Origin of the sequence: Limosilactobacillus sp. WILCCON 0051 (genome assembly GCF_039955095.1) — a bacterium.
Taxonomy (GTDB): Bacteria; Bacillota; Bacilli; order Lactobacillales; family Lactobacillaceae; genus Limosilactobacillus; species Limosilactobacillus allomucosae.
The window spans coordinates 210,708-236,626 of the sequence record NZ_CP154878.1; the positions used below are offsets into that span (position 1 = coordinate 210,708).

The 25,919-nt window shown below is 48.5% G+C and carries 26 protein-coding genes; 23 read left to right on the forward strand and 3 right to left on the reverse strand.

Annotated elements, in window-relative coordinates; genetic code table 11:
• Positions 1-19: 19 nt before the first annotated feature.
• The 11 genes from ABC765_RS00890 (at position 20) to ABC765_RS00940 (ending at position 11,242) form a co-directional block, all read left to right on the forward strand.
• Positions 20-1,441 carry a basic amino acid/polyamine antiporter gene (locus tag ABC765_RS00890; RefSeq protein ID WP_347980520.1) on the forward strand — a complete coding sequence of 474 codons (1,422 nt, stop codon included), beginning with the start codon at positions 20-22 and terminating at the stop codon, positions 1,439-1,441.
• A 191-nt stretch (positions 1,442-1,632) separates the two neighbouring features.
• Entirely contained in the window at positions 1,633-2,541 is a 909-nt protein-coding gene (locus ABC765_RS00895; protein ID WP_347980521.1) for a metal ABC transporter solute-binding protein, Zn/Mn family, read from the forward strand.
• On the forward strand, positions 2,538-3,209 hold the full coding sequence (locus tag ABC765_RS00900; protein WP_376752309.1) for a metal ABC transporter ATP-binding protein: 672 nt from the start codon (positions 2,538-2,540) through the stop codon (positions 3,207-3,209). The genes ABC765_RS00895 and ABC765_RS00900 overlap by 4 nt, the downstream gene beginning before the upstream one ends.
• Complete coding sequence (locus ABC765_RS00905) at positions 3,202-3,996, forward strand: metal ABC transporter permease (RefSeq protein WP_347980522.1); 795 nt, start codon at positions 3,202-3,204, stop codon at positions 3,994-3,996. Before ABC765_RS00900 ends, ABC765_RS00905 begins: the two co-directional genes overlap by 8 nt.
• 266 nt (positions 3,997-4,262) lie before the next feature.
• Positions 4,263-5,108, forward strand: a complete 846-nt coding sequence (gene purR / locus ABC765_RS00910) for a pur operon repressor (RefSeq protein ID WP_033935239.1) — start codon at positions 4,263-4,265, stop codon at positions 5,106-5,108.
• Between the two features lie 6 nt (positions 5,109-5,114).
• The gene (gene glmU / locus ABC765_RS00915; RefSeq protein WP_347980523.1) at positions 5,115-6,482 is read left to right on the forward strand and encodes a bifunctional UDP-N-acetylglucosamine diphosphorylase/glucosamine-1-phosphate N-acetyltransferase GlmU; all 1,368 of its coding nucleotides are present in this window, start codon (positions 5,115-5,117) and stop codon (positions 6,480-6,482) included.
• Between the two features lie 71 nt (positions 6,483-6,553).
• Positions 6,554-7,537 carry a ribose-phosphate diphosphokinase gene (locus tag ABC765_RS00920; protein ID WP_006499391.1) on the forward strand — a complete coding sequence of 328 codons (984 nt, stop codon included), beginning with the start codon at positions 6,554-6,556 and terminating at the stop codon, positions 7,535-7,537.
• Between the two features lie 103 nt (positions 7,538-7,640).
• Positions 7,641-8,372: a hypothetical protein gene (locus tag ABC765_RS00925; RefSeq protein WP_347952635.1), complete on the forward strand. Its 732-nt coding sequence runs from the start codon at positions 7,641-7,643 to the stop codon at positions 8,370-8,372.
• A gap of 29 nt (positions 8,373-8,401) precedes the next feature.
• The gene (locus ABC765_RS00930) at positions 8,402-9,154 is read left to right on the forward strand and encodes an NUDIX domain-containing protein (RefSeq protein WP_033935242.1); all 753 of its coding nucleotides are present in this window, start codon (positions 8,402-8,404) and stop codon (positions 9,152-9,154) included.
• 66 nt (positions 9,155-9,220) lie between these two features.
• Positions 9,221-9,775 (forward strand): isochorismatase family cysteine hydrolase, encoded by a 555-nt coding sequence (locus ABC765_RS00935; protein ID WP_347980524.1) that lies wholly within the window; start codon positions 9,221-9,223, stop codon positions 9,773-9,775.
• 21 nt (positions 9,776-9,796) lie between these two features.
• Positions 9,797-11,242: a nicotinate phosphoribosyltransferase gene (locus tag ABC765_RS00940; RefSeq protein WP_347980525.1), complete on the forward strand. Its 1,446-nt coding sequence runs from the start codon at positions 9,797-9,799 to the stop codon at positions 11,240-11,242.
• A 96-nt stretch (positions 11,243-11,338) separates the two neighbouring features.
• On the opposite strand, the gene yidA is transcribed toward ABC765_RS00940, so the two are convergent.
• Together yidA and ABC765_RS00950 are read right to left on the reverse strand one after the other, a co-directional pair.
• Positions 11,339-12,166, reverse strand: coding sequence for a sugar-phosphatase (gene yidA, locus ABC765_RS00945; protein ID WP_347952638.1), 828 nt, complete (start codon positions 12,164-12,166; stop codon positions 11,339-11,341).
• A gap of 20 nt (positions 12,167-12,186) precedes the next feature.
• Entirely contained in the window at positions 12,187-13,539 is a 1,353-nt protein-coding gene (locus tag ABC765_RS00950; protein ID WP_347980526.1) for an HD domain-containing protein, read from the reverse strand.
• Between the two features lie 126 nt (positions 13,540-13,665).
• Between ABC765_RS00950 and ABC765_RS00955 the strand changes: the two genes are divergently transcribed.
• From ABC765_RS00955 to ABC765_RS00980, 6 genes are all read left to right on the forward strand, one after another.
• The gene (locus ABC765_RS00955) at positions 13,666-14,097 is read left to right on the forward strand and encodes a DUF1934 domain-containing protein (RefSeq protein WP_347952640.1); all 432 of its coding nucleotides are present in this window, start codon (positions 13,666-13,668) and stop codon (positions 14,095-14,097) included.
• Positions 14,098-14,167: 70 nt separating this feature from the next.
• A complete protein-coding gene (gene rpoE, locus ABC765_RS00960) occupies positions 14,168-14,749 on the forward strand; it encodes a DNA-directed RNA polymerase subunit delta (RefSeq protein WP_347980909.1) in 582 nt (193 codons plus the stop codon).
• A 162-nt stretch (positions 14,750-14,911) separates the two neighbouring features.
• The gene (locus ABC765_RS00965) at positions 14,912-16,519 is read left to right on the forward strand and encodes a CTP synthase (RefSeq protein ID WP_347952641.1); all 1,608 of its coding nucleotides are present in this window, start codon (positions 14,912-14,914) and stop codon (positions 16,517-16,519) included.
• Between the two features lie 200 nt (positions 16,520-16,719).
• Entirely contained in the window at positions 16,720-17,979 is a 1,260-nt protein-coding gene (locus ABC765_RS00970) for a UDP-N-acetylglucosamine 1-carboxyvinyltransferase (protein WP_006499401.1), read from the forward strand.
• A gap of 103 nt (positions 17,980-18,082) precedes the next feature.
• On the forward strand, positions 18,083-18,328 hold the full coding sequence (locus ABC765_RS00975) for a type B 50S ribosomal protein L31 (RefSeq protein ID WP_033935267.1): 246 nt from the start codon (positions 18,083-18,085) through the stop codon (positions 18,326-18,328).
• Positions 18,329-18,414: 86 nt separating this feature from the next.
• Positions 18,415-19,116, forward strand: a complete 702-nt coding sequence (locus ABC765_RS00980; RefSeq protein ID WP_347980527.1) for a class A sortase — start codon at positions 18,415-18,417, stop codon at positions 19,114-19,116.
• A gap of 67 nt (positions 19,117-19,183) precedes the next feature.
• Here the strand turns inward: ABC765_RS00980 and ABC765_RS00985 are convergent, their stop codons facing one another.
• Entirely contained in the window at positions 19,184-19,657 is a 474-nt protein-coding gene (locus tag ABC765_RS00985; protein WP_033935249.1) for a low molecular weight protein-tyrosine-phosphatase, read from the reverse strand.
• 141 nt (positions 19,658-19,798) lie between these two features.
• Between ABC765_RS00985 and ABC765_RS00990 the strand changes: the two genes are divergently transcribed.
• From ABC765_RS00990 to alr, 6 genes are all read left to right on the forward strand, one after another.
• Positions 19,799-20,356, forward strand: a complete 558-nt coding sequence (locus ABC765_RS00990) for a LemA family protein (RefSeq protein ID WP_347953967.1) — start codon at positions 19,799-19,801, stop codon at positions 20,354-20,356.
• A gap of 19 nt (positions 20,357-20,375) precedes the next feature.
• Positions 20,376-21,275, forward strand: a complete 900-nt coding sequence (gene htpX, locus ABC765_RS00995) for a zinc metalloprotease HtpX (RefSeq protein ID WP_347952644.1) — start codon at positions 20,376-20,378, stop codon at positions 21,273-21,275.
• A 196-nt stretch (positions 21,276-21,471) separates the two neighbouring features.
• Positions 21,472-22,860 carry a UDP-N-acetylmuramoyl-tripeptide--D-alanyl-D-alanine ligase gene (gene murF / locus ABC765_RS01000; RefSeq protein ID WP_347952645.1) on the forward strand — a complete coding sequence of 463 codons (1,389 nt, stop codon included), beginning with the start codon at positions 21,472-21,474 and terminating at the stop codon, positions 22,858-22,860.
• A gap of 48 nt (positions 22,861-22,908) precedes the next feature.
• Positions 22,909-24,417, forward strand: a complete 1,509-nt coding sequence (locus ABC765_RS01005; RefSeq protein WP_074504929.1) for a DEAD/DEAH box helicase — start codon at positions 22,909-22,911, stop codon at positions 24,415-24,417.
• A 3-nt stretch (positions 24,418-24,420) separates the two neighbouring features.
• A complete protein-coding gene (acpS, locus tag ABC765_RS01010) occupies positions 24,421-24,795 on the forward strand; it encodes a holo-ACP synthase (RefSeq protein ID WP_006499409.1) in 375 nt (124 codons plus the stop codon).
• Positions 24,788-25,906, forward strand: a complete 1,119-nt coding sequence (alr, locus tag ABC765_RS01015) for an alanine racemase (RefSeq protein ID WP_347980528.1) — start codon at positions 24,788-24,790, stop codon at positions 25,904-25,906. Before acpS ends, alr begins: the two co-directional genes overlap by 8 nt.
• Positions 25,907-25,919 lie beyond the last annotated feature (13 nt).

Sequence of the window (25,919 nt, forward strand, 5' to 3'; positions counted from 1 at the left end):
TAGAAACGAGGGGATATTTATGGATACTCAAAAGAAAGGTATCGGTAAGGGCGAACTGATTGCCCTGATCGTTAGTTCATGTATCGGTACCGGTATTTTCGGGATTACCAGTGACGTTGCGGCTGCAGCTGCTCCAGGTCCAGCCCTTTTGGCTTGGCTGTTCGTTGCCTTTGGTTTCCTGATGCTGGTGCTTTCTTTAAACAACCTGTCCAACAAGCGGCCTGACCTGCAAGGTGGGATCTTTGCCTATGCTGGGGAAGGTTTCGGTCCGCTGGGTGAATTTATTTCTGGCTGGTCCTACTGGCTGTCAGCCTGGCTGGGCAACATTGCCTTTGCTACGATGCTGATGAGTTCAATTGGGACTTTCATTCCAACTTTTAAAGGCGGTCAAAACGTTCCATCAATTATTGTTGCAATTATTTTCTGCTGGCTGTTAACGATTCTGGTTAACAATGGTGTTGAAAGTGCCACCTTTGTCAACATGATTGGGACGATCTGCAAGATTGTACCGCTGATCATCTTCATCATCATCATGTTTGTCTGCTTCAAGGGCGGCATGTTTACGGCTGACTTCTGGGGCAAGGTCGCAAGCAACGCCACTAAAGGCACGACGACGGGTTCGGTCTGGGCTCAAATGAAGGGTACGCTGATGACTCTGATCTGGGTATTTATCGGGATCGAAGGGGCATCAGTCATGGCTCACCGTGCTAAGTCGCGTTCTGAAGCCGAACAAGCTTCGGTTATCAGTTTCATTCTGCTGGTAATCATCTACGTTCTGATTTCAATCCTGCCATACGGTGCGCTGACGCGGGCTCAACTGGCTGGCATGGGTCAGCCTGCTTTGGGCCACGTTCTGGAAATGACGGTTGGCCACTGGGGCGCGGTATTGATCAACGTTGGTCTGATCATCTCAACGATCGTTTCCTGGCTGTCTTGGACGATGCTGCCAGCTGAAACGACGATGCTGGTTGCCGATGACAAGGCAATGCCAAAAGCATGGGGCAAGGTTAACTCCAAGAACGCGCCAACGACTTCCTTGATGATCACGGCCGTTTTGCAGACGATCTTCCTGTTCTCGCTGCTGTTTACGGAAAAGGCTTATGAATTTGCCTACTCGCTCTGTGCTGCCGCAATTTTGTTCTCCTACCTGTTCGTTGGCCTCTACCAGATGAAGTTGAGTTCCGAACGTAAGGAATGGGGTCAATACACGGTCGGTCTGCTTTCTGCATTGTTCATGTTTGCCTGCATGTTCCTGGCTGGTTGGCAAGAAGTTCTGCTGGTTACGATCAGCTTTATTCCAGGCTTCTGTGTCTACTACGCTGGCTGCAAGGAATACAACCACAAATTCTCCAAGGCTGAACTGTGGACGATGGGCCTGATTCTGGTATTGAGCGTTGTTGCCATCGTATTGGTATGCAATGGTACGATTACCATTAGCTAGCAATTTCTGACGGATGGTCGTCATTGAATGAATCAAGACTATTTAAAAGCTTAAAGACGAATTTAAATCGTGTTGGGATTTTTCCAACACGATTTTTTTATATAAAGGATTGCGCTGACGTACAAAATTAGGTAAGATAGTCACTGTTATTAAATCGTAATTATTACTATTTATTTTTGTGAGGTGAAAAGATGGATCGACGCTTTTGGAAAATCGTGGCTGGCTTGAGCTTGGCATTGGCGGTGATTTTTGGCCTGGCAGCTACCGACTGGCATCCGCAGCAAAAATCACAGCGGCCGATTAAAGTCGTTGCCAGTCTGAATTTTTATGGCGAAGCTGCTCAGGCCGTCGCGGGAAAATATGGCCAAACTGTTTCCGTAATCGATAATGCGGCAGTTGACCCGCATGAGTATCAGCCAGCGACCGTTCAAGCCGAGCAGGTTGCCAAAGCGAATGTTGTGATTTTAAATGGTCTGGGCTATGATCAGTGGATGAATGATCTGGTTAAGGCTAATCAAAATGGATCACAAACGGTCGTTAACGTCGGCAGACAGATCGCCGGCCAAAAGAATGGTGCCAACGAGCATGTCTGGTACCGCCCGCAGACGATGAAAAAACTGGCGTACTATTTGGCAAAAAAATATGCCAAGCTTGATCCTGAGCATAAACAATACTATTATCGCAATGCCAAAAAATATGTCAGTTCATTGACAGTAATTGATCAGCAGATTGAAAAATGCCGTCAGCTCGCTCAAAAACAAAAAGTTGACGTCAGCGAGCCGGTTTTTGATTATGCCTTAGCGAATCTAGGCTATCAGATCAATGACCGTCATTTTGAAAAAGCAATTGAAGATGGCAACGATCCATCGCCAAAGGATATTCAGCAGCTGCAGCAGGATATTCAAGAGCACCGGATCGCATTCTTTGTTAATAACAAGCAGTCGCAGAGCAAGACGATCGACAATCTGGTCGCACTGGCTAAAGAAAATCACGTTCCGGTCCTTAACGTTACCGAATCCCAGCCTAATGGCAAAACTTATCGGCAATGGATGCTGGAGCAGTATCGGCAGCTCTATCGAATCCTACAGCGAGGTGAATGATCATTTCTCTTATTACAGTTAAAAACCTGACCTTAGCCTATGGTGATAAGAATATCGTTGACGACTTAAGCTTTTCTTTGGCGCCTGGCGATTTTCTGGTCGTGATTGGTGATAACGGCGTCGGCAAGACCACGCTGGTAAGATCGCTTTTGGGACAGCTCAAACCCAAAAAAGGCGTGATTGAGATGCCTGACAAGCTGAAGATCGGCTATGTTCCACAGTTTCGCAATCTGGATGAAGAATATCCCTTATCGATTAAAGACTTTGTCGCTTTAAATGCCGGCAAGAGCCTGCGCCCATGGCTGAATCAAAAAGAGCGCCAGCAGCTGCACCATATTTTAGAACTGACGGATCTGACACGCATCCAGGATCGTTTGCTGGGGCAGGCTTCGGGTGGTGAAAAGCAGCGCGCCTACCTGGCACAGGCACTGTTGGGCAATCCGCGGCTTTTGATCTTGGATGAGTCAACAGCCAGTCTCGACAATGAAATGAAATATGAGCTTTTGGACCTGGTAGCCAAGCTGCAAAAGCAGGGACTCAGCGTCATCTTTATTACGCATGACTGGGATCTGGCCCGCAGTTACGGCACGCGCTATCTAAAGATGATGCCGGGCAGCTATCAGACCGGATCAATTGAAGAATTCCGACAGGGGGTTAAAAATGTTTGAGTTGAGCTTTATGCGCAATGCGTTTATGGCTGGCACGTTTATTGCCATCGTCAGCGGTACGATTGGCGTTTTCGTGATGGCACGCAGCATGTCTTTTTTGACGCACACACTGTCAGAAATCGGGTTTGCTGGGGCTTCATTTGCGGTTTTTGCAGGGTGGCCGGCATTAAACGGGATGCTTTTGTTCACCATGCTGAGTTCGGTCTTAGTGGGGCAGATGAGCATTAAGGAATCTCGCCGTGAAGCTGTTATCAGCGCGGTCTCAGCTCTTTTTATCGGCTTAGGGATCTTGTTTCTGTCGCTTTCCAGTCAAACGGCCAGCTCAGCCACCAGCATCCTGTTTGGCAGCGTAGTTGGAATCAGCAGGCAAGAGGTCTGGCAGCTGGTGGGCCTGTCGCTTTTGGTGATGGTGATCGTGATGATTGGCTACCGCCAGCTGAAGTTTGATTCGTTTGATGCAGTCGGCGCGCGTGTTAATGGCATCAACAGCACGCTGATCTCGGTCGTCTTTTTGCTTTTGCTGGCATTAAGCGTCAGTGTGGCGGCTCAGATCGTTGGTTCGCTGCTGATCTTTATTCTGCTGACGCTGCCGGCTGCCAGTGCCAAGTATTTTACGCATGGCGTGGCCAAGATGATCGTTTTGGCAATCCTATTTGCCATGCTGGGAACCTGGCTGGGATTGTATCTGGGATATTTGACCAACTGGCCGGTGAGTTTCTTTATTGCGGTGATTGAAGTCGTGATCTATGTGACTGCCTTGATTTTTCAGCATTTGGTCAATGATTAGCAGAAAGTGTTAAAATAAAACACGGCTCAAACTTTGGGCGGTGTTTTTTATTTTCAGTCGCATCAGTCATCCGCTGGCAATCTAAGTCCGGAATTTCTCTTTTTTGCTTGATTAAATCGGTTAATCCTTTTAGGTGGCGCTGTCATCATGATTGTTTGCCGAAATAGCTCTTAAGATTATGAATAAAATTGCGGTAAAAGACGAACTATTATGTTATGATTTGAAGGTATCAATAATTATTAGCTCAAGTAAAAGAGGGAAATCACATGAAAGTCAGACGCAGTAATCGCTTGGTTGATATGACGCGCTATTTGATGGAACATCCACGGACGCTGGTTTCATTGAAGTTTTTTGGCGAACGTTACGGCTCGGCCAAGTCATCAATCAGTGAGGATCTAAGCATCATTCGGCGGACGCTGCACACTTGGGGCGTCGGTCGCCTGGAAACCCTGCCTGGTGCCAGTGGCGGGGCCCGCTTGACGCTGCTCTACTCTGAAGAAAATGCTGCGCAGGTCATTGATGATCTGGTCAAGGCGGTTGACGATGACAGTCGGCTCTTACCAGGTGGCTATGTCTATCTATCGGATCTTTTGGGACGGCCAGACGTGCTTCGCGAAGTCGGTCGTTTGATTGCGACTCAATATGTTGACGATGACGTTGACGTGGTAATGACGGTCGAGACGAAAGGAATTCCGATTGCTCAAAGCGTAGCGATGTATCTGAACAAGCCATTCGTAATCGTGCGCAACAGCTCTCACATTACGGAAGGCTCAACGGTCAGCGTCAACTACGTCTCGGGTTCGTCACAGCGGATCAAAAAAATGGAGCTTTCACGGCGGACGCTTAAAGAAGGTGCCAACGTAATCGTCGTGGATGACTTTATGAAGGGTGGCGGTACGCTGAATGGGATGAAGTCGCTGATTGAAGAATTCGGTGCTCATCTGGTCGGCATGACGGTCTTTGCAGAAGGTCAATTCAGTGGCCAGCGCTTGGTTGACGGCTGCACTTCATTGATCAAGGTTCAGGCCGTTGACGATACGACCAATAAAAAAATCACTGCTCAGCCAGGCAGCTATATGGAAGCCGTATTTGGCAATAAAAAGGAGAAATAAATAAAAATGACGCAACGCAATGCAATTATTCTCGCGGCCGGCAAAGGTACGCGGATGAAGTCCAAGCTTTATAAAGTGTTGCACCAAGTGTGTGGCAAAACGATGGTTGAACATGTCTTAGGTCAGCTGGAAGAAACTAAGATCGACAACATCGTGACGGTAGTTGGCTATGGTGCCGAAACCGTTGAGCAGACGCTGGGCAATCGGACCAAATATGCTTTGCAAAAACAGCAGCTGGGGACTGGTCATGCGGTTATGCAGACTGAATCGCTGCTGGGTGATCAAGAAGGCGAGACGCTGATCGTCAGTGGGGATACGCCTTTATTTACTGCCGCAACCTTCAACAAGATGTTTGAATACCATGAGCAGCGTCATGCAGCAGTTACCATTCTGACTTCAGTGGCGCCTGATCCGACTGGCTATGGCCGCATCGTTCGCAATGACGTGGGTATCGTTGAGCGGATCGTTGAACAAAAAGATGCCACGCATGAAGAACAGGAAATTCATGAAATCAATACCGGTGTCTACTGCTTTGACAATCAAAAGCTGTTCCAGGCCCTTAAGCTGATCAATAATGACAATGCCCAAGGCGAGTACTACTTGACGGATGTCATCGGTATTTTAAAGAATCATGGCGAAATCGTCACGGCTTATCGAATGGCTGACTTTGACGAATCAATGGGGGTCAATGATCGCGTTGCCTTGGCACGGGCCAACAAGATCATGCGTAAGCGGATCAACACTCAATTAATGAAAGACGGTGTCACCATGGTTGATCCAGAAACCACTTATATCGATGCCGATGTTAAAGTGGGCCGCGATACGGTAATTGAAGGCAACGTTGTGATCAAGGGCAATACCACGATTGGCAGCGACTGCTTTATCGGCGCTCACTCGGTTATCAAGGATTCAGTTCTGCATGATGACGTCAAGGTCTATGCCTCAACGCTGGAAGAAGCTGAAATGCACACCGGATCAGACGTTGGTCCCAACAGTCATCTGCGTCCTCAGGCTGAGATCGGCAAGGGCGTTCATATCGGCAACTTCTGTGAGATCAAGAAAGCCTATATTGGTGAAAACACCAAGATTGGTCATTTGAGCTATGTTGGCGATGCTACCCTGGGTAAGAACATCAACATCGGCTGTGGCGTGGTCTTTGTCAACTATGATGGCTCCAAGAAGCATCACACCAACGTTGGCGATCATGCCTTCATCGGCAGCAACTCTAATATCGTGGCCCCTGTCAATATTGCCGAAGACTCGTTTGTTGCGGCTGGGTCTACGATTACGGACAGCACGGAGCGTTTTGATATGGCAATTGCTCGGTCACGGCAGGTCAATAAACCGGATTATGCTAAGAAGCTTCCCTGGTAACAGTTGCTTTTTGGACTTTAAATCAATATGATTAGAGTGATAGAAAAAGTATGCAGATTTCGGAGGACCCCATGAAAGAACGTTATGCTGACCCTAAATTAAAAATCTTTGCCTTAAATTCCAACCGCCCACTGGCCCAAAAAATTGCCGATGAGGTAGGCGTGGAATTGGGTAAGCTTTCGGTTGACCGCTTTAGTGATGGCGAAATTCAAATCAATATCGAAGAAAGCGTCCGTGGCGATAATGTTTATGTTATTCAATCCACTTCAGCTCCTGTAAACGATAACCTGATGGAACTGATGATCATGATCGATGCCTTGCGTCGGGCAAGTGCCAATACGATCAACGTGGTCTTGCCTTACTACGGCTATGCTCGGCAAGACCGGAAAGCGCGGAGTCGAGAACCAATCACGGCCAAGCTGGTTGCCAATATGCTGCAGAATTCCGGCGTAACGCGGATTGTTGCTCTTGATCTGCACGCTGCTCAGATTCAAGGCTTCTTTGACATTCCAGTCGATCATTTGATGGGGGCACCGCTTTTGGCTGACTACTTTATCAATGAAGGCGTGGCTGCCAATGCCGTTGTCGTTTCGCCAGACCATGGTGGGGTTACGCGAGCACGGGCCCTGGCAGAGTTTCTCAAGGCGCCGATTGCTATCATTGATAAGCGGCGGCCACGGCCAAACGTTGCCAAGATTATGAATATCATTGGGGACGTCAAGGGCAAGAAATGTATCATGATTGATGACATGATTGATACTGCCGGTACGATTTCCAAAGGTGCGCAAGCCTTGATGGATGCCGGTGCAGAAGAAGTCTATGCCTCAGCTACGCATGCCGTTTTGTCGGGCCCGGCAATTGAACGCTTGGATAATTCACCGTTAAAACAGGTCGTGGTTACGGATTCGATTCAGCTGCCTGATGAAAAGCAGATTGACAAGATCGTGCAGGTTTCCGTGGCACCGCTGATTGGCGCGGCAATCAAGCGGATCAATGAAAATCGTCCCGTTAGTCCATTGTTTAACAACCGTTTTGAACAGGCTAACGAAGACTAAATTTAATCAAAAGAGTCGCTGTCTAAGCGGCTTTTTTTGATTTTGGGACTAAAAGGCGGTCCATGGTATAATAGTTGAGGCAAGACGAAAAAGGAGCAAAAAAATGAAATTTAAAACTTTGCTGAAACGACTGATGCTGGGTATGGTCACGGTTGCAGCCGGGATTAGCCTGGTTGGCTGTGGCAGCTCGACCAGCACGCAGTCAAGCGAGTCGTCATCAGAGTCGTCGCAATCAACCACCAAGACGACGGCGGCTTCCAAGGCTCGCGATCAAGCCAATAATCAGATTATGTCTGGTCAGTACAAGGAAGCCTTAAAAACGCTGCTGGCGGTCAAGAATCCAGATTCGCAGACGCGCAGCATGATTAAAGATCTGCAGAAATACTTAGCGGCTCAAGATGCCTATAATGATCAGGAATATGATGAAGCCGTCAACGATCTCAGTTCGGTATCATCAAATTCTAAACCGATGCGTTCGGCATTCATCAGTATGAAGAACAAGGCTAAGCAGGCTCAACAGGCAGCTTCTGCCAGTTCCTCTGCTCAAAGCAGTCAGGCCAACTCCAGCAGTTCAAGTACGACGGCATCAGCCAGCTCAAGTTCCAGTTCGGCAGTTAATTCGGCAGCAGCCAGTCAGACCGGCATGGACGTAATCAACGCTTTTGCGGCTAAGATGAACTTTAACCAGTCGAGCTATGGGATTATTCCAGAAGGCAAGGATGGCGACGTATATACCTTTGAGGTTCGCCAAAACAACGATGATAATACCGTTGCTCATTTGATTGGTATCTATCAGTACAACGCTGCTACTGGCGCAGTTACCAAAATCAATTAACCAGTCTAAGTAAGAAGGCGAGAAATGGCATGAGTGAGGAAATCATTGCCCGTCCGTTGATTACGATCACCAATATCATCTGGAGCTTTAATCGGCAGACGCATGAGATGCAGCTGCTTTTGATCAAGCGGTCTGAAGCGCCGTTTAAAGATGCCTGGGCGCTGCCGGAAACGCTGCTGCGGAGTACGGAAAGTGCCGATGATGCCGCATTGCGCTTGATCAAGGATAAAATCGGGCTTGAGGTTCGATCAACGGCAACGGAACAATTGGCAACGTTTACCGCGCCGCACCGATCAGTCGGTGAGCGGGCATTGGCGTTGGCGTACATGACTTTTTTGCCGGCAATGCCTAAGCTTAAGCCGGGATATGGTGCCGTTGCTGCTGAATGGTTTGCCTTTGAGAATTTTGGCCATCATTACTTATTGAGTGATGGCAGGCATCGGTTTGATCTTTCGAATACCTCACAGGCACTGGCGTTTGACCATGATCAAATCGTTACTACGGCCATTCAGCGCATTCGCAACAAATTGGACTATCAGCCAACGGTTCTGCAGGTATTGGGACCTACGTTTACGCTTAAAGAGGCACGCGAGGTCTATGCGCCATTTTGGCAGCTGACGGCAGATCAGATTGATAATTCAAATTTCCGCAAGACGCACCACCATCTTTTTAAAGAGGTTGGGACAGCAACGATTCGCAAGCGCAGCGGTCGACCACCCAAGATATATTCGCTGGCGAGCTTGCCAAATCCGTTGGAAAGGAGTAAAGTTGACAACAATTAAAGTCAACTTTACTTTTTTTTACAAAGATTAAAGTAATTTATACTTTTATTCAAAGAGGTGAGACAAATGGCAAATGAAGCATTGCTGATTATTGACTACACCAATGATTTTGTGGCTGATGACGGCGCGCTGACTTGTGGCCAGGCTGCTCAGGCTTTAGACGAGCACATTACGCAATTGGCAGATGATTTTATAAAGGCTGGCAAGTGGGTCTATCTGCCGACTGACGTTCATCAGCCAAATGACCCGTACCATCCTGAAAGCCGGCTTTATCCACCACACAACATCAAAGGAACCTGGGGACGCGAACTGTACGGCCGGCTTGGCAAGTGGTATCGCAAACACCAAGATGATGAGCATGTCGTTTTGCTGGATAAGACGCATTACTCATCGTTTTGCGGGACACCGCTTGATCTGCGGCTGAGGGAAAGAAAAGTTGACACGGTGCATCTGGCAGGTGTCTGCACGGATATCTGCGTTCTGCACACGGCGATCGCGGCATATGATCTGAACTATCAAATCGTGGTTCACGAAAAAGCCGTTGCGACCTTTGATCCAGCTGGCCAGGTCTGGGCGATGAAGCATTTTAAGAACGTTTTGAACGCTCGGATAGAAGATTGAAAGAAGTTTAGGAGAAGAGAAATGGCAATGTCTGAAGAATTATTGACTGATCTGTATGAATTTTCAATGGCGAATGGCTATTATGCGACCCTGCCGCATGATCAAGAAGCGGTTTTTGACGTCTTTTACCGCAATGTCCCCGATAATGGCAGCTTCGTCATTGCGGCTGGATTGGCTCAAGTCGTTGAAGCGCTGCAGAATTTTCATTTTACGGATGATGACATCAGCTATCTGCGTTCATTGAATCTATTTTCGGCTGGCTTTTTGGACTATCTGGCTAATTTAAAGTTTTCCTGCACGGTCCGAGCAATTCCTGAGGGGACGCCGGTATTTCCTCGCGAACCAATGCTGACGGTCAAAGGGCCATTGCTGCAGTGTCAGCTGCTGGAGACGTTCGTATTGAACATCTTGAATCATCAGTCGCTGATTGCCACTAAGTCGCGGCGGATCTGTGCTGCTGCTGAAGGTCGTGCGGTCATGGAATTTGGCGCGCGGCGGGCACAGGGGCCAGATGCCTCAGTCTTTGGTGCAAGAGCGGCGGTAATCGGCGGATGTACCAGTACCTCTAACTGTCTGGCAGCTAAGAAGTTTGGACTGCAGGCAGCTGGGACGATGGCACACAGCTGGATTGAAAGCTACCCTGATGAACTGACGGCTTTTCGCGCTTGGGCACAGGTTTATCCAGACAGTGCCTCGCTGCTGGTTGACACCTATGACGTTTTGAAGAGTGGGGTACCAAATGCAATCAAGGTCTTTAAGGAATTACGAGCTGCTGGTCATGAGCCGATTGGCATTCGGATTGATTCTGGCGACCTGACCCAATTGGCAACCAAGGCCCGGCAGATGCTGGATGAAGCTGGATTTGAAAATGCCAAGATTACGGCTTCCAATGCTTTGGATGAAACGGTGATTCAAGCATTGCTAAAAGAAGGTGCACCGCTGGACAACTTTGGTATTGGCGAAAAATTGATCACCAGCTCGACTTCGCCGGTCTTGAGCGGGGTCTACAAAATGGCAGCGCTCAAGGTTGATGGCCAATGGCAGCCAAAGATCAAGCTCAGCAACAGTCGTGAGAAGGTTACGCTGCCAGGCGACAAAATGGTCTACCGGCTTTACCGAAAAGATGCGCCGGACCAAGCCTTTGCCGATGTGATTGCTCTGGCTGATGAAAAACTGCCCGAAAAGCTCTTGGCTATTAATGCCGATCCGCTGGCAACTGACGACGAGATCGAGCTGACCGATTTTGTTGCCAAGCCATTGCAGCTGGAAGTAGTCGGCGCTAATGCCAGCTCGATTGAGACCGATGTAATGAGACTGCAGGCATCGATGAAACGTCAATTGGCACAGCTCCCTAAGGCTACGCAGCGCTTGATCAATCCTGATGTCTACCAGGTCTACCTGACGCCAAAGCTGTTTGAGCTTCAGCAGCGGCTGATTAAAGAACATCATCAAAAGGCTCAGGCTTAAAAACGAATCAGTTAAAAATCTTAAACAGACAAAAAAGATGCCGCTCAAAGCAGTCGATTGCTTTGAGCGGCGTCGTTTGTTTTTATTGGTAATTGATCAGGCGTTTAAAACGTATTTTTCGATAGCTTCGGCGACGCCATCATGATTATTGTCATTTTCGGTAACGACGTCGGCCATCTGCAGCGTATGCGGAATCGAGTTGGCCATTGCCACGCCGGTTCCAGCAAATTCAATCATTGATTCATCGTTTTGCGCGTTGCCGATTGCCATAACGTTATCAGCGGTCAGATTCAGCTTATCGGTCAGGGCAGATAAGGCCACGCCCTTGCTGGTCTGCTTGTTGATCAGCTCTAGGTAGAAGTCCTCACTGCGAACGACTCGGAAACGATCACTGAGTTCTTGAGGCATGTTGGCTAAAGCGGCATCGATTTTTTCTTTTTCGTCAGTCATCATGGCCTTGCCAATCGTAATCGAATCGCGCATGTGGTTCAGCTGATCCATGCTGCGGTAGCGCAATGGCATGGATACCAGATTGGATTCATAAACCGTGTATGGGTTGATGTCTTGGTTAGGCGTGTAGATATAGTCGCTGGTCTCGATAATTGATGAAACGTCCTGCTTGCGGCAGTAGGATTCAAAATCAATGTAGTCGTCAAAATCAACCGTGTAGTGAGCCAAAACGGTACCGTCAGTCGCCTGGGCCAAAGCACCGTTATAGCAGATAACGTATTCGCTTGCGGAATCGGCGAGCCCCAGCTGGTTGACATAGGCTTTCACGCCAGTCATCGGACGACCGGTACATAAAACGATCCGGACATCGCGCTTAGTGGCTTCATTGATTGCGGCAACGGTTTGTGGGGTGATCTGACGCTGGTCATTGATTAACGTACCATCGATATCGATCGCGACAAGTTTAATAGACATAAAAAATACCTCCTGGATCTTTAATTGGCAACGACTTGATTGTTTTTAATGCAGTGCTGAAAGGCTTCATAGATTGGTTCGAAAATCTCGATGTCATTTTGCTGAGTCAGCATCTCACGCGGGAAGAAGAAGCGCTGGTCGCCGGCTTCTCGGCCTGAGACGCTTGCCACCAGCGTGCTGATCTGTGACAGCTCAATCAGCTCGCCATTTGGATAGATGAGCTCAATTTGCGTTTGCGGCTTTGAGTCTTGCGGGTTGTACGTATCATAAGGCAGCTTATAGCTGGAGTCGACGGCGGTGTAATAGTCGACGTCAAAGCCGGCCGTGGCAATCAATTCACGCAGCTTGGGCAGCATGGAACGGGTCTGCTGATCATAGACGGCGGATTTGAATGGCCGCCGGTTGATAAAGCGCTGGGCCAGATCGCTTAAGATTCTATCGCTTGAATTCATCCAATGAATAAAATAAGTAGTCAAAACGCCATCGTCAAGCGTTAAATAGTCATTCAAGTCATAATGACCGTTAAAAAACGGCATCAGCAGTCGCGGCATGAACTCAGGCTGGTATTGACTTGGATGCTGATAAAGCCACTTGGCCCGCATCAGCAAGTGATCCAAGATGACTTCCATAGAGCGTGAAACCGGATGAAAGTAAACCTGCAGATACATCTGCAACCGACTGAGAATATAGTCCTCAACAGCGTGCATGCCATTGATCTCAAAAGCAATGCCATCCTTGACCGGCCGCATCATGTGCAGAACGCGATCGAGATCGAACTTGCCGTAATTGGTGCCTGTATAGTACGAATCGCGCTGCAGATAGTCCATCCGATCAGCATCGACTTGACTTGATATCATCTGAACCACCTGTGGATTTTGATAGGTGTGATCAATCACGCTGGCGACTTTTTGAGGAAAATCATTGCCGACGCGGCGCAGAATGCGATTGATATTGGTTGATTCACTGGTGATGATGCGCCGCGTAATCTGCTCGTGGTCAGTGTGAAAGATATGTTCAAACGTATGCGAGTAAGGCCCATGTCCCAGATCGTGAAGCAGTGCTGCGCAAAGGGCTACGGGACGCTCTTGATCGTTCCATAATCCATCTTGGGGCGCCTGCTGCGGATAGTTGCGCTGAAAAAGGTTGCAGATGCGGCGCGTGATCTCATAAACGCCCAGGCAATGACCAAAACGGGAATGCTCGGCGCCATGAAAGGTCATTGAAGAGGTGCCGAGCTGCTTGATGCGACGCAGTCTTTGAAATTCCGGCGTATCAATCAGATCAAGAATGATTTGATTGTCAACGATAATCGTACCGTGGATCGGGTCACGAAAGACTTTTTCGCGCGGCAGCTGTTCATCTTTAAATGTCATGACGAATCCTTTCTTAGAAAAAGCAGTTGGTTTAATTATACAAAATTATTATTTAGCCCGCATTGGTTGAGAAATTAAAAACAATCCGCGTATAATCAAATTGAAAAAATCGAGCAAAGGGGGCCGATGTCTATCAAATCCATTGTACCCGTTAAGGTCAGCTTAAAAACAAAAATGACTCAGGATGGCAAAAGCGATCATTATCATTTTGAAGAAGATGGCCAATTCGTTACGTTGGAAAATGGCCAGCATTATTTACGCTATGTCGAGCATCAGGGCAGTCAAGCCACGCCGGTTCAGTTTCGGTTAGCGCCGGATGAGATTCATCTGATTCGCAGCGGCGCGCAGAAGACGCATTTTCGCTTTGCCAATGGCAGCGAGCATCTGACGCACTATCAAACAGAATATGGTCGAATTGCCCTGCGTGTCGTTACCAATCGCTTGGATGCCGATTTGAATCTGGCAGCCATCGCCGGTCATGTTGAGATCTGCTATCAGCTGCTGATGCAGGATCAATTAATCGGCAACTATCAGATTCAATTGCAATTTGGCGCGTAATATCGTATTATGTAGAGTAGACTTTTTGAGACTTTTTGAAGGGATGTGCACCAGTTTGGATTTAACCCATTTGGATTTAAAGGTTTTCGATGGCCAAGACAAGTCGGAACTGTCCATGATCGAAGTAGCGCACGCTATTTTGGCTTACCATGGTGAAGCAATGGCGTTCGCTGATTTGACCAACGAGGTTCAGCAATATCTTGGTAAGAGCGATGAGGAAATTCGAGAACGGCTTCCTCAGTTCTACACGGACCTGAACGTCGATGGCAGTTTTATTTCCCTTGGTGACAATACTTGGGGCCTGCGTGCATGGTACCCATACGAATCAATCGACGAAGCCACGGTTGGCGAAAACGAAGAAGAAGAAGATCGTCCAAAGAAGAAGCGTCGCAAGGTCAATGCCTTCTTGGCAGGGGCTGATGATGACGATGACGTTATCGACTACGACAATGATGACCCAGAAGATGACGATCTGGCCGACGTTGATGATGAAGATGACGGCGACGGCGAAGAAGAAGATTACGACAACCCAGATTACGATGAAGACAATCCACTCGCCGATGACGATGAGGACACCAATCTGGAAGATCAGCTCTCATCAGAAAACTTTGATGATGAAGATGACGTTGAAGACGATGATGACGAGGAATAAATAATACATCGCTCTTGACTAACTTGTTTGGTCTTTGTATTATTTTACTTGGGCTCCCAAGTTTATCTTGGGACTTTTCGTTTTAAAAGGCTCCCTGTTTCAATGAAATGGGGAGCTTTTTTGTATTAGAGAACCGGACGCAGTTCCAAAAGGAGAGAAATAATGACTAAATACATTTTCGTAACTGGTGGGGTTGTTTCATCATTAGGCAAAGGGATTATCGCGGCATCTCTGGGTCGATTGCTGAAAAACCGGGGTCTGAAAGTGGCCATTCAAAAGTTTGACCCATACTTGAACGTGGACCCTGGGACGATGAGCCCTTACCAGCACGGTGAGGTTTTCGTTACTGATGACGGTACGGAAACTGATTTGGACTTGGGACACTACGAACGGTTCATTGACAACAACCTCAACAAGTATTCCAACGTTACGACCGGTAAGATCTACTCAGAAGTATTGCACAAGGAACGGCGCGGCGACTATCTGGGACGGACGGTTCAAGTAATTCCGCACATTACGGATGCTATTAAAGACAAGATCAAGCGGGCCGGTGAAAGTACGGATGCTGAAATCGTGATCACCGAAATCGGTGGGACGGTTGGCGATATTGAATCACAGCCATTCATGGAAGCCATTCGGGAAATGAAAAAGGATGCCGGTGCCGAAAACGTACTCTACATTCACGCTACGCTGATTCCATATCTGCATGCCGCGGGCGAAATGAAGACTAAGCCAACTCAGCACAGCGTTCGCGAACTGCGTGGTCTGGGCATTCAGCCTAACATTTTGGTCGTACGGACGGAAGCACCGGTTACTGACAGCATGCGCAAAAAGATCGCCATGTTCTGTGACGTTGATGAAAATGCCGTTATCGAATCCCGCGATGTCAAGGTATTGTACGAGATTCCGCTGAAGCTGCAAAAACAGGGCATGGACCAGCTGGTAGTCGATCACTTTGGCCTTGACGTTCCAGAAGCCGACATGCGCGACTGGACCAACATGATTCACCACATCGAAACTGGTCTGACCAACACGGTAACGATCGCCATGGTTGGTAAGTACACTGATCTGCAGGATGCCTACATTTCAGTTAATGAGGCATTGCGTCATGCCGGCTACCCAGTCAATGCCAAGGTTAAGATCGATCACTTCAACTCTGAGGACATCAATGACGAAAACGTTGCCGAAAAGCTGGGTAAGTACGATGGAATCCTGGTACCAGGCGGATTTGGCTCACGTGGGGTTGAAGGGATGATTGCTGCCATCAAGTATGCTCGTGAAAACGACGTGCCATACCTGGGGATCTGCCTTGGGATGCAGACGGCCTGCATTGAATTTGCCCGCGACGTGCTGGGCTACAAGGATGCCAACTCAACTGAATTTAATCCAAATACTGAACACAACATCATTGACCTGATGCCGGATCAAGAAGATGTTGAGAACATGGGCGGCACGCAGCGTCTCGGCTCCTACCCATGCAAGCTTAAGGCCGGGACCAAAGCAGCGGCTGCCTATGACAACAAGACGATGATTCATGAACGGCACCGTCACCGCTATGAATTTAACAACGAATACCGTGAAGCCATGGAAAAAGCTGGTCTGGTGATCTCGGGGGTTAATCCAGATCGGAACCTGGTTGAAGTCGTTGAGCTGCCTAAGAACAAATTCTTCGTAGCGGCTCAGTACCACCCAGAGTTCCTGTCACGGCCAAACCGTCCCGAAGGCTTGTTTGCCGCATTTGTTAAGGCGGCTGCCGAAAATCAAAAATAATTAGTCTGTATCATTAAAAAAACGACGCGATCAGAGATGGTCACGTCGCTTTTTAGGCTAGCGGCACGTAAGTTATGAAGATTGTTTGAAAAGGTTGTAATTTAGCGGTTTATTAATTATCATTAAAGCTGACTGTTTTAAAAATAAAGAAAGATTCAACTAAAAACAATTATCAATTTGTAAGCGAGGAAAACACAATCATGAAAAAAATGATCATTCAAGGAGGAAACCGACTTTCGGGCGAAGTTACCATCGGCGGAGCCAAGAACAGTACCGTGGCGTTGATTCCGGCGGCAATTCTGGCCGATACGCCTGTTCAGTTTGATACCGTGCCGGATATCTTGGATGTTCACAATCTGATGATTATTTTGGAGTCAATGAACGTTAAGTCATCATTCAAGCACGGCGTTTTAAACATTGATCCCACTCAAATCATGGAAGCTGAACTGCCCAGCAAGGCGATCAAGAGTCTGCGGGCTTCCTACTACTTCATGGGAGCCCTGCTTGGCCGCTTTCACCGAGCAACGGTAACTTTCCCAGGTGGCGACAACATTGGTCCACGGCCGATCGATCAGCACTTGAAGGCTTTCAAGGCTTTAGGCGCCAACGTCAGCGAGTCGGGCGGCACCGTTAAGATGGACGCGCCAAACGGACTGCATGGCACGCGGATCTTTATGGATATGGTTTCGGTCGGCGCTACGATCAACGCGGTTTTAGCAGCGGTGAGAGCCCAAGGAACCACGATCATCGAAAATGCTGCGCGCGAACCAGAAATCGTTGACCTGGCAACCTTCTTAAACAATATGGGGGCTAAGATTCGTGGGGTTGGGACCGATACGATTCGGATTACCGGTGTCGATACGCTGCAGTCAATGAACACGCATACGATCATTGCCGACCGGATCGAAACTGGGACTTATCTGTCATTAGCAGCTGCGATGGGGGATGGGGTCATGTTAAACAACGTGATTCCCGAACACTTGGAGGCTTACACCAGCAAGCTGATCGACATGGGCGTTGACTTGCAGATCGACAGCGATAAGATCTATGTTCCCAAAACGGATCATCTAAAGCCAATCAGCGTCAAAACGATGCCTTATCCTGGTTTTGCCACTGATCTGCAGCAGCCATTGACGCCACTGCTTTCTAAAGCGGCTGGTGAAAGCACGATTGTTGATACGATCTATCCAAAGCGGGTCAAGCACATTCCCGAACTGCAGAAGATGGGAATGGATATTGAGGCCCAGGATGGTCGGATCGTGGTTCGCCATACTGAAAAGCTGCATGGCGCCGATGTCAAGGCTGGCGAGATTCGTGCCGGGGCCTCGTTGATGATTGCCGGATTGATGGCTGATGGCGAAACGGTGATTCATGACGCGGATCATATCCTGCGCGGCTATGACCGGGTTGTTTGGAAACTCAACCGGCTGAATGCCAACGTTAGGATTGAAGAAGAATAGAAAATGACAGAGTAGTTGCAAGTTGAACAAAGATATGTTAATCTGTGAAGGTTGATTATCTATGTTTCAGGCAATGATTCATGGCAAAAGGAGCGTAAAATTTATGAAACAAGGAATTCATCCAGATTACCACTTGGTAGTTTTTGAAGACTCAGCAACCGGCTACAAGTTCATCTCCGGTTCTACGGCTACTTCTCGCGAAACCGTTAAATGGGAAGACGGCAACGAATACCCACTGATCCGGGTTGAAGTTACCTCAGATTCTCACCCATTCTACACGGGCAAGCAAAAGTTCACGCAAGCCGATGGTGCCGTGGACAAGTTCAACAAGAAGTACGGCCTCAAGTAAGTCGCATTTTGGCAAAAAGTCTCACTGCTGGATTTTTCCGCGGTGGGACTTTTGTTTTATCATTATAAAAGTCGAGGAAACTAAATATGCATCGCAAGTTAAACTGGCTGCGCTGGACCGCTGCCGTAATCCTGTTTGTCGTTGGGCTGGCTTTGATTTTTAATCAGCAGATCAAGTCGGCTTTGGTTGACAGCTATCGACCGACCGTTACGCGGCAGACTGTGGCCAAAAATCAAAAGAAAAAGGCCAGCTATGATTTTGACAGCGTCCAGGATCTTAGCCTGCAAAGCGTCGCAGCAGCGCGGGCTAAAAAACAGGATATTAATGTAATTGGCGAGATTGCCATTCCTGACATTGATATGGTGCTGCCGATTGCCAAAGGAGTCGACAATACCACGTTGGCTTTGGCTGCCGGCACGATGCGCGAAGACATGCAGATGGGGAAGGGCAACTATGCCTTGGCTGGACATAATATGGCCAATGGCAGCAAAATCTTGTTCTCACCGCTTTATTACCATGCCAAAAAGGGCCAGATGATCTATCTGACCGATATGAAGCGGGTCTATGAATATCGAATCTATCAGCGCAAGTTCATCAAGGCAACCGACGTTCAAGTGGTCAATGATACCAAAAATGCCATCGTCACTTTGATTACCTGTGATGATACCGGTAAAGGACGTTTGATGATCAGAGGGAAACTGGTCCGCAGCGAGAAGTTCTCTCAAGCACCTCAAAAAGCGCAAAAAGCTCTCAGCAGCAAGTATACAACGGGACGCGATCAAGAATAAAAAGGGATCAGACGTGGTTATTCACGCCTGATCTCTTTTTACTTATGATTGATTTTACGTCGCTGAATTAATGCTGATCGTGCAGCTGGCGCTTTACGACATCCAACCAATAAGGAAGCGCCTCGGCCAAGCTGTCATAGGTATCTTGGAAGCGATGCGTATACCAGGGGTCGGGAATTGACGTACCAGCCTTGCCTGGCACTACGTCAAAGGCCTGATGAATCTTAAAGCGATCCTCTTTTGGCGCGATGGCTTTAAGATGCCGAATGTTCATGTCGTCCATGCCGATGATCAGATCAGCGGTGGCGAAATCTGCTTGAGTGATGGGACGCGAGATGAGCCCCTCGGTCGGCAGATGATACTTATGCATGATCTTAAGCGCGCCTGGATGCGGGCCGTTGCCTTCTTCTTCATAGCTGGTTGCGGCTGAGTCGACTTGGACTTGATCGGCCAGGTGATTTTGGGCGATCATTTGTCTAAACATTGCCTCTGCCATTGGGGAGCGACAGATATTGCCCAGACAGACAAATAAGACTTTCATAAAAATGCTCCTTATAAATGGTTTTACAGTTTAATTTTATAAAAGATTAAGTTTTAGTGCAAAACAGCAAAATCATTTTATTCGCCTGGCATTAACTGTTATGATTAAGAAAATCAATTTCCTAAGGAGGAGTATTTTATGATGGCAGCAATTATCGCTGTAGTAGTCGTAATTCTGCTGATCGTTTGGTACGTCAGCATCTATAACGGCTTTATCACTACGCGCAATCAGGTTGAAGAATCAGCCAGCCAGATCGACGTGCAGCTGCAGCGGCGAAACGACTTGATTCCCAACCTGGTCAACACGGTTAAGGGATACAGCAAGTATGAAGCCGGAACGCTGGAAAAGGTAACGGCTTTGAGAAATCAGTTAGCCGGAATGAATATGGCAGACGATCCGCAAAAAACAATGGAAGTCTCCAACCAGCTGAGCGGCACTTTGAAATCATTGTTTGCCGTAAGCGAAGCCTATCCAGATCTAAAGGCCAGTGCTGAATATCAAAAGCTGATGGAAGAACTGACCAATACAGAAAACAAGATTGCCTACTCACGCCAGCTTTACAACAGCTGCGTACGGCGTTTTAACGAAAAGCTGCAGGCATTTCCTTCCAACCTGGTCGGCAAGATTCATCACTTTACGCAGTTTGAATACCTGCAAGTACCAGCTGAGGCTCGAGAAACGCCAAAAGTTGAATTTTAAAAACGGTTTGGGGTAACGCATGCTTTATCAACAGATTAACATGAATAAGCGGCGGACGGTCTATGTGGTCTTTGGCTTTTGTCTGCTGGTTGCGCTGGTAGGAGCTGCAGTTGGCTACTGGCTGGCCGGATCAACCGTTGTCGGCATCATCATGGCATTAGTGATTGCCTTGATCTATGCCTCAGTCATGATTGGGCAGTCAACGGATGTCGTGATGAACATGAATCATGCTCATGAGATTCATTCGGCTGCTGAATCGCCTGAGCTTTGGCATGTTGTTGAAGACATGGCGATGGTCGCACAGGTGCCGATGCCGCGGGTCTTCATTATTGACGATCCCAGTCCCAATGCCTTTGCAACCGGCAACGATCCTGAACATTCTGCAGTGGCGGCTACGACTGGCTTGATGCAGATGATGAATCGTGAGGAGCTGGAAGGCGTAATGGGACATGAGATTACTCACGTTCGCAACTATGACATTCGCCTGCAGACAATTGCACTGGCGCTTTCAGCTGCAATCTCATTTTTGGTCAACCTGGTCAGCAATTTCTGGTGGCTGGGCGGTGGCCGCAGTGACGATGATGATGATCGCGGCGTCAATATCTTTGGCATGCTGGCGTCACTGCTGCTGATTATTTTGGCACCACTGGCGGCGGCGATTGCTCAGATGGCACTGTCACGCAATCGCGAATATCTGGCTGATGCTGGATCCGTAGAACTGACGCGTAATCCGCAGGGGATGATCAGTGCGCTGCGCAAGCTGGAACATGCCGAACCGATGCAGCAGGCTGATCCCAGCAGCGCGTCCTTATATATCACCGATCCTGAAGAAAATGCCAAGCGTCATCGCTGGCTGGATCATCTTTTTGATACGCACCCGCCACTGGAGGATCGGATTGCCCGCTTAGAAGAAATGTAGGGCTTGATCAACAGTCGAATCAAGGCTCAAGGTTTGCTTGACGACAACCTTGAGCCTTTTTTGATCCATAAAAATTCAATGCCTTTGCTATTGATAAATTTATAACCCTCGTTTTGTGATCGTAAGGGTGATATAATTAATCAGTTAGACTAGTCGGTACGAAAGTTCAAAAAAACAAATAAAAGAGGAAATTTCCATGAAGATGAGTTTAGCCGAGATTGCAAAGGCAATTCGGGTGCAAAATGATATTGCAAAATGGCAGGACCTAGAAGTAACCAATGTGGCCTTTGACAGCCGTGCTCTGGAAGCTGGAGCGCTGTTTATTCCATTAATGGGTGAGCAGGATGGACACAAATACGTTGCCAATGCGTTTGAAAATGGCGCAGTGGCATCGCTTTGGGCCAGTGACCACGATCTGCCGTCAACTGATCAGCCATTGCTGGTGGTTGATGATCCGCTGCAGGCACTGCAGGAATTAAGCCAATACTATCTGCACAAGATCAATCCATTCGTGGTTGCCGTAACTGGCAGCAATGGCAAGACGACCACCAAGGATATGACGGCTTCAATCTTGGCGACCCAAATGAACGTAACTAAAACGCATGCCAACTTCAATAATGAGATTGGCGTGCCGATTACGCTGCTCAATATGAACCCAAATACGGAAGCCGTAGTGGTTGAAATGGGGATGGATCGTCCAGGACAATTAGACTTTTTGAGCAAGTTGACTACGCCTGACATTGCAGTGATCACGATGATTGGCGAGGCGCACATCGAATTTTTCGGTACGCGCGATAAGATTGCTGATGCCAAAATGGAAATCACGCATGGCTTAAAAGAGGACGGTACGCTGGTATACAACGGTGATGAGCCGCTGCTTAAAGAACGTGCTGCCAAGCTTAAGCAATACACCAAGACGTTTGGCCGTGAACTGGGCAACGATCTGTATGCCACCAGTGTTACAGCCGCACCTAATCACGTTACGTTCCAGGTTAATGAGTGGCCAGGACTGAGCTTTGATCTGCCAATGGGTGGCGAATACAACGTCAACAACGCTCTGGCAGCCATCATGGTCGGCAAGCTGCTGCACGTCAAACCCGAAAACATGCAGCAGGCTTTGGCTGGTGTCGAATTAACGGCCAACCGGGCTGAATGGATTCAAGGTGATGCTGGCGAGGCAATCTTAAGTGATGTCTATAATTCCAATCCAACGGCCGTTAAACAGGTTATCAAGACGCTGGCCGCGGTTAAGACCAATGGCCGGCATATTGCTGTATTGGGTGACATGCTTGAGTTAGGCGATGCTTCAGCCAAACTGCATGCCAGCTTGGCTGAGGCCATCTCGCATGATCAGATCGATGCCGTTTATCTGGTTGGTCAGGAAATGAACAACTTAAAAGATCAGCTGATCAAAGACGGTTATCCTAAAGAAGCTATTCACAGCTATGCAGCTGACCAGCTGAAAGAGTTAACGAGTGATTTAAAGTCGGTCTTAACGGCTGACGATGCAATTCTGATGAAGGCCAGCCATGGCATTCATCTGGAAAAGGTACTGGCAGAACTGGCCAGTGCCAATGAGAAGTAATCATAATCATGTCTAGTCATGATTGAATTTTAAGGAGAATTTATTTAAGTGAAATTTGGAGAATTAGGGTTGTCAAACAGCCTGCTTAAAGCCATCAAACGCAGCGGCTATGAAGAAGCCACGCCAATTCAAGAACAGACGATTCCGATGGTTTTAAACGGTGATGACGTAATTGGTCAGGCACAAACCGGGACCGGTAAGACGGCCGCGTTTGGACTGCCGATTCTTGAACACATTGATCCTCAGAATCCGGCAATTCAGGCCCTGATCATTTCGCCAACGCGTGAATTGGCGATCCAGACGCAAGAAGAACTGTATCGGCTGGGAAAAGACAAGCGGGCCAAGGTTCAGGTCGTTTATGGCGGAGCTGATATTCGCCGTCAGATCAAGAGTCTGAAGCATCAGCCGGAGATTCTGGTTGGGACGCCGGGCCGTCTGCGCGATCATATTCGCCGGCATACGGTTGATTTGAGCCAGATCAATACGCTGGTTTTGGATGAGGCTGATGAGATGCTGAACATGGGCTTTTTGGAAGACATTGAAGCCATCATCAACGAAACGCCGGCAACGCGGCAGACGCTGCTGTTCAGTGCAACGATGCCGCCAGAAATCAAGCGGATCGGCATGCAGTTTATGAAAGAGCCTAAGACCGTGCGTATTCAGGCCCAAGAGCTGACGACCGACCTGGTGGATCAATACTACGTTCGGGCGCGCGATTATGAAAAGTTCGACATCATGACGCGACTGATCGATGTTCAAGATCCTGACTTAACGATCGTATTTGGCCGGACCAAGCGCCGTGTCGATGAACTGTCAAAGGGCTTGACGGCACGCGGCTATAATGCGGCTGGTATTCATGGCGATCTGACGCAGGATCGGCGGACCAAGATCATGAAACGCTTTAAGGAAGGCAAGCTTGATATCCTGGTTGCCACCGACGTTGCGGCACGTGGACTTGACATCTCAGGCGTTACGCATGTCTACAACTATGATATTCCATCCGATCCTGACAGCTACGTTCACCGGATTGGCCGAACTGGCCGTGCCGGACATCATGGCGTTTCGTTAACGTTTGTCACGCCAAATGAGATGGACTATCTGCATGAGATCGAAAAACTGACCAAGGTGCGCATGCTGCCTTTGAAGCCGCCAACTGAAGAAGAAGCGTTTAAGGGGCAGTTGGCCAGCGCCGTCAGTGAGATTGATGAACTGATCGCGCAGCCATCCACGCAGCGCTATGCCGACGCCGCGCAAAAACTGCTGGAAACGCACGATGCCCTTGATCTGGCAGCGGCCCTGCTTAATGATATGACCAAAGAAGCTGCCAGCCAGGTGCCGGTTAAGATTACGCCAGAACGGCCATTGCCACGGCGCAAGCGTCGTCAGAGCAGTGGCTATCGTGGCAGCAGCTATCGCCATGGCAACTCATCGCATCGCAGTTATCGTGGCGGCAAGCGTACCGGTCAGAGCAAGAGCCGCCGCAGCTATCGCGAAGACTCGCATGGCAAGGGACGCCGCGGCTTTAACATTCGCCGCCGTGGTGGTCAGGAACAATAGACAATGATTCAAGGATTTGGAATTGATTTAACGGAAATTGCCCGCGTGAAGCGTGCCGTTGAAAAGACGCCCAGTTTCGTCAAGCGAATCCTTACGCCGCCTGAGTTGGAACAATTGGCAAAATTAGGTGGTCAGCGCCGCTATGAATACATTGCTGGTCGCTGGTCGCTAAAAGAGGCCTTTGCTAAGGCTTGGGGAACTGGGATCGGTCGTGAGGTCGGCTTTCAAGACATTGCGATCATCAATAATCAAAGCGGTCGGCCAATCGTGGTTAAATCGCCATTTGAAGGTCAAGTGTGGGCATCGGTCAGTCATACGAAAGATCTGGTTATGACTGAAATCATTTTGGAAAGGACGAGCGATCAGAAAAATGATTAGCGCACAATTGCGGGATGCCGCTATGGTAGTCGACCTAAAGGCATTAAAGCATAATATCAAACAGCAGCGGGCCGCCTTGCCAGCCAACAGTCGAATCCTGGCTGTCGTCAAGGCTGATGCCTATGGACATGGTGCCGTACCGGTTGCTCATGCCGCTAAGGAAGCTGGTGTTGACGGCTTTTGCGTGGCCATGCTTGATGAGGGACTCGAGCTTAGAAATGCCGGTATCGATCAGTTGATGCTGGTATTGGGACTGACGCCGGTTCACTATGCGCCGGTTGCGGCCTTAAACGACATCTCGCTGACGGTGGGCAGTGTCAACTGGCTCAAGGAATATGCTGAACTGGCTAAAAATGAGTCGCTGCCGCCGCTGAAGGTTCATCTGGCACTGGATACCGGCATGGGACGGATCGGTTTTCGCGACGTTGCTGAACTAAAGCAGGCTTTGGCACTGGTTAATCAGCCAGCCTTCGTTTTTGAAGGACTGTTTACGCACTTTGCCACGGCTGACGCGGCTGACGATACCTACTTTAAGCAGCAGCTGGGACGCTGGCATGAGTTTTTGGCTGCAGTTGATCAAAAACCGCCTTACGTTCACATGGCCAATTCTGCAGTCGGCATGTGGCATCGCGAAACGATTGCAGCCAATACGGTTCGGATGGGGATCTCGATGTATGGCTGCAATCCTTCTGGTCATGAGCTGCCTGATTCGCTGGATCTGCAGCCGGTAGCTTCAATCGTTGCAAAGACGACTTTTGTTAAGCATCTGCAGGCTGGTGAATCCATCAGCTATGGCGCGACCTATACTGCGCAAAACGATGAATGGGTTGCTACCCTGCCAATTGGCTATGCGGATGGCTATCTGCGCCGGATGCAGGGGTTTAAGGTCCTGGTGGCTGGTCAGGAATGCGAAATCTTAGGACGGATCTGCATGGATCAAATGATGATTCGTCTGCCTAAGTCAATGCCAATCGGAACTGAGGTCGTTTTGATGGGGAGTTCAAAAGGCAAGACGCTTTCAGCAACCGATCTGGCCGATCATGCACACACGATCAATTATGAAATCCTGACGAGTATTACACCGCGATTAATGCGACGCTATAAAAACTAGGCAGGCGATGATG